General features: G+C 72.4%; 8 protein-coding genes. 5 read left to right on the top strand and 3 right to left on the bottom strand.

Annotation, left to right across the window (positions count from 1 at the left end):
- Positions 1 to 109 precede the first annotated feature (109 nt).
- Positions 110 to 883 (bottom strand): TVP38/TMEM64 family protein, encoded by a 774-nt coding sequence (locus tag ACFWGJ_RS37740; protein WP_387333484.1) that lies wholly within the window; start codon positions 881 to 883, stop codon positions 110 to 112.
- A 49-nt stretch (positions 884 to 932) separates the two neighbouring features.
- Between ACFWGJ_RS37740 and ACFWGJ_RS37735 the strand changes: the two genes are divergently transcribed.
- The 3 genes from ACFWGJ_RS37735 (at position 933) to ACFWGJ_RS37725 (ending at position 4,129) form a co-directional block, all read left to right on the top strand.
- On the top strand, positions 933 to 1,667 hold the full coding sequence (locus ACFWGJ_RS37735; RefSeq protein ID WP_387333483.1) for a DNA alkylation repair protein: 735 nt from the start codon (positions 933 to 935) through the stop codon (positions 1,665 to 1,667).
- Between the two features lie 343 nt (positions 1,668 to 2,010).
- Entirely contained in the window at positions 2,011 to 3,180 is a 1,170-nt protein-coding gene (tuf, locus tag ACFWGJ_RS37730) for an elongation factor Tu (protein ID WP_387333482.1), read from the top strand.
- A 103-nt stretch (positions 3,181 to 3,283) separates the two neighbouring features.
- Entirely contained in the window at positions 3,284 to 4,129 is an 846-nt protein-coding gene (locus ACFWGJ_RS37725) for a spermidine synthase (RefSeq protein ID WP_387333481.1), read from the top strand.
- 33 nt (positions 4,130 to 4,162) lie between these two features.
- Here the strand turns inward: ACFWGJ_RS37725 and ACFWGJ_RS37720 are convergent, their stop codons facing one another.
- Both ACFWGJ_RS37720 and ACFWGJ_RS37715 read right to left on the bottom strand, forming a co-directional pair.
- Complete coding sequence (locus ACFWGJ_RS37720; RefSeq protein WP_387333480.1) at positions 4,163 to 5,497, bottom strand: MFS transporter; 1,335 nt, start codon at positions 5,495 to 5,497, stop codon at positions 4,163 to 4,165.
- A gap of 119 nt (positions 5,498 to 5,616) precedes the next feature.
- Entirely contained in the window at positions 5,617 to 6,663 is a 1,047-nt protein-coding gene (locus ACFWGJ_RS37715; protein WP_387333479.1) for a hypothetical protein, read from the bottom strand.
- A 187-nt stretch (positions 6,664 to 6,850) separates the two neighbouring features.
- Here ACFWGJ_RS37715 and ACFWGJ_RS37710 point away from each other — a divergent pair, with 187 nt between their 5' ends.
- Both ACFWGJ_RS37710 and ACFWGJ_RS37705 read left to right on the top strand, forming a co-directional pair.
- On the top strand, positions 6,851 to 7,288 hold the full coding sequence (locus ACFWGJ_RS37710) for a DUF4442 domain-containing protein (protein ID WP_387333485.1): 438 nt from the start codon (positions 6,851 to 6,853) through the stop codon (positions 7,286 to 7,288).
- Positions 7,289 to 7,429: 141 nt separating this feature from the next.
- A complete protein-coding gene (locus ACFWGJ_RS37705; protein ID WP_387333478.1) occupies positions 7,430 to 8,608 on the top strand; it encodes a phytanoyl-CoA dioxygenase family protein in 1,179 nt (392 codons plus the stop codon).
- Positions 8,609 to 8,998: the final 390 nt, after the last annotated feature.

Genomic DNA, 8,998 nt, shown 5'->3' with positions numbered 1-8,998 from the left:
GCCCAAAGACGAAAAGCAGGGGCGCAGCCCCGCTTTTCAGGGGCGCGGGGAACTGCGCGGCCGACCCCCACCGACCCGCACCCGACGACGTCGCCCGGGCACCCCGGATTCAGCGCGCCCGCAAATGATGCCGCTTGCGCCAGGCCACGATCGCGCCGGCCAGCGCCGGAAGCGCGATGAAGGCCATCGCGACCAGGAACGCGGGGGACGTCGGCGCGGAGGCACGCGCCCCCGCCACGGCGTACGCGGCGGTGTTGGGGATCGAGCCCAGCCCCGTCGCGAGCAGGAAGGGCAGCCATCCCATCCGCGACACGGACGCGCAGTAGTTCGCGGCCCAGAACGGCACCCCGGGGAACAGTCGCGCGGCCATCATCGAGCGGAACCCGTGCCGGCTGAGCTGCCCGTCCGCGGCCTTCAGCCACCGGCCGCGCAGCAGGGGTCGCAGCGCGTCCTGCCCGAGCATCCGGCCGAGCCCGAAGGCGAGCCCGGCCCCCAGCACCGTACCGGCGAGCGCGGTCCCGAGCCCGAGCTGCGAGCCGAAGAGGGCACCCGCTCCGAGGTTGAGGATCGGCCGGGGCACGAACGCCACCGTGCACAGGCCGTACGCGACCGCGAAGACCAGGGCCGCCGCGGCACCGGTCAGCTGGGGCGGCCAGCCGTCGGCGAGCAGTCTCTGTGGCTCGAACAGCAGCACCGTCCCGGCGGCCGAGAGCAGCAGCGCGACCAGCAGGGAGAGCCGGGCCCACGGCGAGAACAGGGCTCTCGTGACGCGGGCGGCCAGGCCTGTCGGCGCGGCGGTGAACTCGACGGGGACGAGTTCCGTTGCGGGGAGTGGGGGACTGACCGTGGCGGTGCCCCCAGAGCGGGTGGTGGCATCGAGCATCCGGTGACACTAACTGACCCATGTGTGTGTTCGCCGTATGGTTCGTCTCATGGGCGTCACAGCTTCCGGAACGCAGGATGGCCTTTCGGGGCCGCCGCACAGCGTTCTCGCGGACACCTTGCTGGCGCGGCTGACCGTCTCCTACCCCGCCGCGGCCGACCCGGAACGGGCCGTGACGGCAGCCGCGTACATGAAGGGCGTCGCCCCTTTCCTCGGCCTGACCACGCCTGATCGCCGCGCGCTCTCCCGGACGGTGCTGCGGGGAACTCCCGTGCCGGACGAGGCGGACTGCACGGCGGTGGCGCTGCGCTGCTGGCGGCTGCCGGAGCGCGAGTACCAGTACTTCGCCGTCGACTATCTGCGCCGGTATGTGAGGCGTCTCTCGTCCGGATTCCTGCCCGTGGCCCGTCGTCTCGTCTCCACGGCCGCTTGGTGGGACACCGTCGACCTGCTCGCCGCCCATGTGGTCGGCGGCCTCGTCGCGGCCGATCCGAAGCTGCGGGCGGACATGGACGAGTGGATCGAGGACGACGACCTGTGGGTCGCCCGCACCGCCCTCCTCCACCAGCTCCGGTACAAGGAGGCCACCGACGGCGAACGCCTCTTCGCCTACTGCGTCCGCAGGTCCGGGCATCCCGACTTCTTCGTCCGCAAGGCGATCGGCTGGAGCCTGCGCGAGTACGCCAGGACGGATCCCGGCGCCGTACGGGACTTCGTGGCCCGTGAGCGGGACCGGCTCTCGCCGCTGTCCGTGCGCGAGGCGCTGAAGAACATCGGCGCCTGACCGAGGGGGCGGCGGGCACCGGACGGCGGGCCCCAGGGCGCGGCCGAGGACGCGGCCGAGGGTGCGGAAAACCATTCGACGCGGGCCGCCCCGTCAGCGATGATCGCCTCATGTTCCGGTACGCCTTCCCTCACGCAGCATCCGCGGTCGCGGATGCGCTGAAGGCTGCCGTCCCGAACACCGTGGCCGCCGCGGCAGGCACCCGAAGCTGACCCTTCCCGGATCGTCCGGCGGACCCCGCAGGGGGAGGGTCGGCAGGACCTCGGGGTCCCCGTCCCGGCCGTATCGACGCCGGGACCACCACTCAGCTCCGCTGACACCGAAGAGGCTTCGAGGCCCTGCCATGCCCAAGACGGCTTACGTGCGCACCAAACCGCATCTGAACATCGGCACCATGGGTCATGTCGACCACGGCAAGACCACCCTGACCGCCGCCATCACCAAGGTCCTCGCCGAGCGCGGCTCCGGCACCTACGTACCGTTCGACCGGATCGACCGGGCGCCGGAGGAGGCCGCGCGCGGCATCACCATCAACATCGCGCACGTCGAGTACGAGACCGACACCCGCCACTACGCGCACGTGGACATGCCGGGCCACGCCGACTACGTCAAGAACATGGTCACGGGCGCCGCCCAGCTCGACGGGGCGATCCTCGTGGTCTCCGCGCTCGACGGGATCATGCCCCAGACCGCCGAACACGTGCTGCTCGCCCGGCAGGTGGGCGTCGACCACATCGTCGTCGCCCTCAACAAGGCGGACGCAGGCGACGAGGAGCTGACCGACCTCGTGGAGCTGGAGGTCCGCGAGCTGCTGACCTCGCACGGCTACGGGGGCGACTCCGTACCGGTCGTACGGGTCTCCGGACTCAGGGCGCTGGAGGGCGACCCCCGGTGGACCGAGGCGATCGGCGCGCTGCTGGACGCCGTGGACACGTACGTGCCCATGCCCGAGCGGTACGTGGACGCGCCGTTCCTGTTGCCGGTGGAGAACGTGCTCACCATCACCGGTCGCGGCACGGTCGTCACCGGGGCCGTCGAGCGCGGCACGATCCGGGTGGGCGACCGTGTCGAAGTGCTCGGCGCCGCCGTGGACACGGTGGTCACCGGCCTGGAGACGTTCGGCAGGCCCATGGCGGAGGCGCAGGCCGGCGACAGCGTGGCGCTGCTGCTGCGCGGCGTCCCGCGCGACGCCGTGCGCCGCGGGCACGTCGTCGCGGCGCCCGGCAGCGTCGTCCCCGGCCGGCGCTTCTCCGCGCAGGTCTACGTCCTGTCGGCGGGCGAGGGCGGGCGGACGACGCCGGTGGCCACCGGCTACCGGCCGCAGTTCTACATCCGCACCGCGGACGTCGTCGGTGACGTCGACCTCGGCGAGAGCGCTGTCGCGCGGCCCGGCGACACCGTCACCATGACGGTCGAGCTGGGGCGTGACGTGCCGCTGGAGCCGGGCCTGGGCTTCGCGATCCGCGAGGGCGGCCGTACGGTCGGCGCCGGCACGGTGACCGCCGTCGGCTGAACCGGCGGCGCCCGCTCGCGGCCGGGCAGGCGCCCGCCTTCCGTACGGACCCTTCCGTGCGGAAGGCGGGCGGGCACCCGCGCGGCACCGGCACAATGGGGGCGTGGACGAGCCGATACCCGTGACCAGGACCGTGGATCACGGGACCGCCAAGCTGATGCCGGACATCGACCGCGAGCGGGCCTGGCTGCTGACGGTCGACGGGGCACCCCAGTCGTACGTCGACCTCGACGAGCCGACGTACCTGGAGTTCGAGTACGCGCGACGGCTCGGGCACGTCCTCGACACGGTCGCGCGGCCCGGGCTGCCGCTGGACGCGCTCCATCTCGGCGGCGGGGCGCTCACCCTGCCCCGCTATCTCGCCGCGACCCGGCCGGGATCCCGGCAGGACGTGGTGGAGGCCGACCGCGGGCTCCTGGACCTCGTCGTCGAGCAGTTGCCGGTCCCTGAGGACGCCGGCATCGCACTGCACGGCGCGGACGCCCGCGCCTGGCTCGAAAACGCCCCCGCCGCCTCGGCCGACGTCCTGATCGCCGACGTCTTCGGCGGCTCCCGGGTACCGGCACACCTGACCTCGGTGGCGTACGCGCGGGAGACGGTACGCGTCCTGCGGGGCGACGGCGTGTACCTGGCCAACCTCGCCGACGCCTCGCCCTTCGCCTTCCTGCGCTCCCAGCTCGCCACGTTCTCCACCGTGTTCGAGGAACTGGCGCTGATCGCCGAACCGGGCGTGCTGCGCGGCCGGCGCTTCGGGAACGCGGTGCTCGTCGCCTCGCACCGGCCGCTCGACACCGCCACCCTCATGCGCCGCACGGCCTCCGACGCCTTTCCGGCGCGCGTCGAACACGGGGACACGCTGCGGGTCTTCATCGGGGACGCGAAGCCCGTACGGGACGAGGACGCGGTGCCGTCGCCGGAGCCGCCGTCCGGGGCGTTCAGCATCGGCTGAGCGGCCCCATCGGCGGTCGGGGCGCGGCCTCGCTCAGTTCTCGGAGTGCGCCGGGCTCGCCCGCTCGCTCTTCGCCGGGATCCCCTGCGTCACTTCCTTCGTACGCCGCGTCAGATTGCGTACGTCGGGCACGAACAGGACCGCCGCCGTCACCACCACGACCAGGACCGCGCAGCCCCACAGGGCCGCCGGACGTCCGAAGACCGACTCGGCCGGGCCCGCGAGGGCCGTGGCGAGCGGGACCATGGCGATCGAGCCGAACCAGTCGTACGCCGAGACGCGGGAGAGCTTGTCCTCCGGGATCTCCTGGTGCAGCGCGGTCATCCAGGAGACGCCGAACACCTCGATGGCGACGCCGGTCACGAACATCACCGCGCACAGGACGCCGACCGGGGCCGGGACGGCGAGCGCGGCGGACGGCAGGGCGAGCGGGAACACGCAGAGCGTGCCGGCGAGGAGGAGCCTGCGCGGTTTCCAGCGCATCATCAGCAGCGCGCCCCCGACCGTGCCCGCGCCGAACGCGGCGAGGGCCAGGCCCCAGGGACCCGCACCGCCGAGGCTGTCCCGGGCGACCAGCGGGCCGTACACCGCCTCGGCGGCGCCGACGACGGCGACCACGACCGAGAACTGCGCGACGATCGCCCACAGCCAGGGCCGTCCGACGACCTCCCGCCAGCCGTCGCGCAGATCGGTGAGCAGACCGGTGCCCGGCACCCGGGGCGGTATGTGCCCGACGTCCAGGAAGGCCCGCAGGGCGCCCGCGACCGCGAAGGCCAGCGCGTCCACGGCGAGCACCCAGCCCGGTCCGACCAGCGCGACCATGACACCGCCGAGCGCGGCGCCGCCGAGGCCCGCGCCGTGCATGGCGAGGCGGAACACGGCGAAGGCACGGCCGGCCTGCTTGCCGCTCACGGAGGAGAGCAGCATGCCCTCGGCCGCGGGGTTGAAGAACGCCTGGCCGGTGCCGCCGAGCGCGGTGAGGAGCATCATCTGCCACAGCTGCGGCTCACCGGCGAGCACGAGGGCCGCGAAGGCCGCCTGGGAGAGGCAGTTGAGGGTGTTGGCCGCGACCATCACGCGGTGCCGGGGCAGCCGGTCCGCGACCGCGCCGCCGATCAGCAGGAACAGGACGAGGGGCAGGGTGCGGGCCGCCGCCACCAGGCCCACGTCGCCGCCGTCGCCGCCCTCGTCCAGGACGGCGAACGCCGCCGCGATCAACGCACCCTGGCTGCCCAGGTTCGTCACGACCGCGGCGGCGGTCAGCAGGGTGTAGTTGCGGCCCGCCCAGGAGGGGCGGCGCAGTCTGGCGGAGGAGTCGGCGGCGGGCTTCACCTGGCGACTATCCCCGCCGACGGGCCGACTTGCCAAACTGATTGTCGGCCTGTTCCGGGCCGGTCTGTTCTGGGCCGGTGGCCGCATCCCACCGCCACGGCCCGCCACGCCCCGCCGCGCGCTCCGGCGGCAGGGCGAATGGTTCCTGCACGGTCTCAGCCGTCCGTGGGGGCGTCCTTGGTCAGCCGCACGGTGCTCAGGATCTTCTGGACGGTCGCGTCGGGGATCTCGTCGTCGACACCCTGGGCGCCGAACAGGTTCCACGTGACGTAGTCGCCCGCGCCGTTCTTGAAGGCGAAGGTGATGGCCTTGCCCTCGCTGTCACACTTCCCGTTCTGCGGCGTGTTGCTGGAGTGCGCGTTGGCGACGCTGCCCTTGAGACCCGACTTCGTCGTGTAGTCCTTCGCCTTGTCCCACTTCACGCTCTTCTTGTCGGGTTGCGTGTAGCCACCGAAGATCCACCACGGTACGCGGGTCTCGGCCGCCTCGGCCGAGTCCTTGGCGCCGTTCTCGCCGCGCGTTCCGGCGGTGACCAGCGCCGTGTCCTCCTCGCGGCCGTCCTTGTCGCTGTCGCTGGTGCACCACTTGGACTTGAGGTAGGCGGGGGCGGTGACCGTGGTGCGGTCGGTTTTGCCCTTCTCCTCCCACTCGAAGCCGACGCTCGTGTCGGTGCTCTCGATCTCCCACTCGGCGGGCACGTCGAACATCGTGCCGAAGCGGGGATTGATGACGACCTTCCAGCCCGCGACCGTCGGCTTCTCGGCGTCCGTGCCGCGCGGGTTGTCCTCCTCGGCGGACGCGGACGCGGACCCGCTCGGGTCCTTGGTCGCGCTGGACGAGGGCCGCTTCGCCTTGCCGTCCTTGTCGCCGCCGGCCTCGTCGTCCTTGTCGCCGCCTAGGACCAGCACGCCCGTGACACCGGCCGCGACGACGACGGCCGCGGCGGCCACGATCGCGACGACCTTCGTCCGGTTCCTGCCGCCGCCGCCCTCGGGGGGCTGCGGCGCACCGGGCGCGGTCCAGCCGAGCTGCCCCGGCTGCGTGTACGGGGTCTGCGGCTGGGGTCCGGTCTGGTACCCGGGCTGCTGATATCCGGGCTGCTGGTACGGATTCGGCTGCTGGTACCCCGGCTGCTGGTACGGGTTCTGGTTCTGGTCCTGCGGGTTCTGCTCGCCCCCGGGCGGCTGATTTCCTGGCCACATGGCCAGTAACCCTAGTGCCGCACGGGACACGATGGGGTCACTGCCCCTCATCAGGCACGTACCGGATCACCCCCGGGCTCGTACCGGATGACCCGTGAGGGCGGGCGCCGTGTGTTCGAGATCCCGTCCGGGAGCCTGTTCAAGATTCGCTACTCGCGGGTAACGTGCGGCCATGAGCGCAGATCAGATGTCTGTCGGCGAGATGCTCGCCGCCACCGTGCCGATGGTCAGGACCCTGAACCTGGAGTACCTCGAAACCACCCCGGAGAAGGCCGTGCTCGCACTGCCCGACCAGAGCGAGTACCACAATCACGTGGGCGGGCCCCACGCCGGTGCGATGTTCACCCTGGGGGAGTCGGCCAGCGGGGCGGTCGTGCTGGCCGCGTTCGGGGACCAGCTCGCCCGGGCCGTACCCCTGCCCGTGACCGCCGAGATCGCGTTCAAGAAGCTGGCCAGGGGCCCCGTCACGGCCACTGCCACCCTGGGCCGGCCCGCCGCCGACGTCGTCGCCGAACTCGACGCGGGCCTGCGCCCCGAGTTCCCGGTGACCGTCGCCATCCGGCGCGAGGACGGCGCCGTCACCGGCGAGATGACCGTCGTCTGGACGCTGCGCCCCAACGGCTGAGGACGGTGTCCCTGAGGGGTTTTTGATGGTTCGGTGACGATTGCTTGAGGGGTGGGGCGTCATGAGAATGACTGCTACGCGTCGCCGCGAAACCGAACGGTTCGCCGCGATCTCCGCAAGGACCACCCCGAAAGGACGACGATGTCCAGCACCCTTTCAGGACCCCGCACCTGGCTGTCCGTGGACGACTGCGACCTCGACGCATTCCGTGAACTGGTCGAGCGGGACACCGACCCGGCCGACTACCCGTACGCCGCCGCCGTCGAGCGGAACGTCCTGCTGTACGACAGCGATCGCCTGCGCGCCGAGGTGCGAACGTCCGGAGGCCGCCGGAACGTACAGGCGGAGCTGGTCCGGGCGCTCGCCGACGGCCCCGGCATCGTCGTCCTCAAAGGCGCCTTCCCCGACCGCGGGGTCCTCGACCGGGCGACCGGGGTCTTCGACGCCCTGATCGCCGAGCAGCGCGCCTCGGGGGCCGTCGCGGGCGACCACTTCGCGAAGCCGGGCGCCAACGACCGGGTCTGGAACGCCCTGGAGAAGGCGGCCCTGCTGGATCCGGAGGCGTTCGCCGACTACTACGCCAACGACCTCCTCGCCCTGGTGTCCCTGGCCTGGCTCGGGCCCGGCTACCAGGTCACCTCCCAGGTCAACGTCGTGAATCCGGGCGGGGCCGCGCAGACCGTGCACCGCGACTACCACCTCGGTTTCCTGAGCAACGAGGCCGCCGCCGCGTACCCGGCGCATGTGCACCGCCTGTCGCCGGTGCTCACGCTGCAGGGCGCGGTCGCCCACTGCGACATGCCCGTCGAGTCCGGGCCGACGATGTACCTGCCGCACTCACAGAAGTACGAGCCGGGGTATCTCGCCTGGCGGCTGCCTCAGTTCCACGAGTACTTCGAGGCGCACCACGTGCAACTGCCGCTCGCTGCGGGGGACGCGGTGTTCTTCAACCCCGCGCTGTTCCATGCCGCCGGGCACAACACGTCGGCGGACATCCGGCGGATGGCCAATCTGCTGCAGGTGTCCTCCGCGTTCGGGCGGGCGATGGAGAGTGTCGACCGGGAGGCCGTGGTGAACGCGGTCTATCCCGTGCTGGTCGCTCGGGCCGCGGCGGGGGCGGGGGCGGCGTGGCTGGAGGCGGTGGTGGCGGCCAGTGCGGAGGGGTATCCCTTCCCGACCAACCTGGACTCCGATCCGCCGGTCGCCGGGCTGGCACCGGCGTCCCAGGCGGATGTTGTGCGTGTTGCTCTGCGGGAGGGGTGGGGGGTGGGGCGGTTGCGCGCGGCGTTGCGGTTGGCGGTTGAGCGGCGCTCCAGCTGAGGGGGTGGTTGGGCTCGTTTCTCCGGGCGCGGGTGCACTGCGGCTGGCCGCGCAGTTCCCCGCGCCCCTGAAGAAGCGGGGCCGGGCGCCGCGTTCCCCGCGCGGCTCAAAGCCAAAAGACTGCGCAGTTCCCCGCGCCCCTAAGGGCAAAAGATTGCGCCGTTCCCCGCGCCCCTGAAGAAGCGGGGCCGGGCGCCGCGTTCCCCGCGCGGCTCAAAACCAAAAGACTGCGCAGTTCCCCGCGCCCCTGAACAACCGCGTTCGTCTGCGGGACGGTGGGGGTTGCTCGCGCCGTTCCCCGCGCCCCTCGGGGAGGGGCTCCGCCCCGTCCCACCCAGGGGCGCGGGGAACTGCGCAGTCTTTTGGTTTTGAGCCGCGCGGGGAACGCGG

The organism is Streptomyces sp. NPDC060205 (assembly GCF_042728395.1).
In the GTDB taxonomy this organism is placed as follows: domain Bacteria; phylum Actinomycetota; class Actinomycetes; order Streptomycetales; family Streptomycetaceae; genus Streptomyces.
The sequence above is the reverse complement of the archived record's forward strand: the minus strand, read 5'-3'. Positions and strand labels throughout refer to the sequence as shown.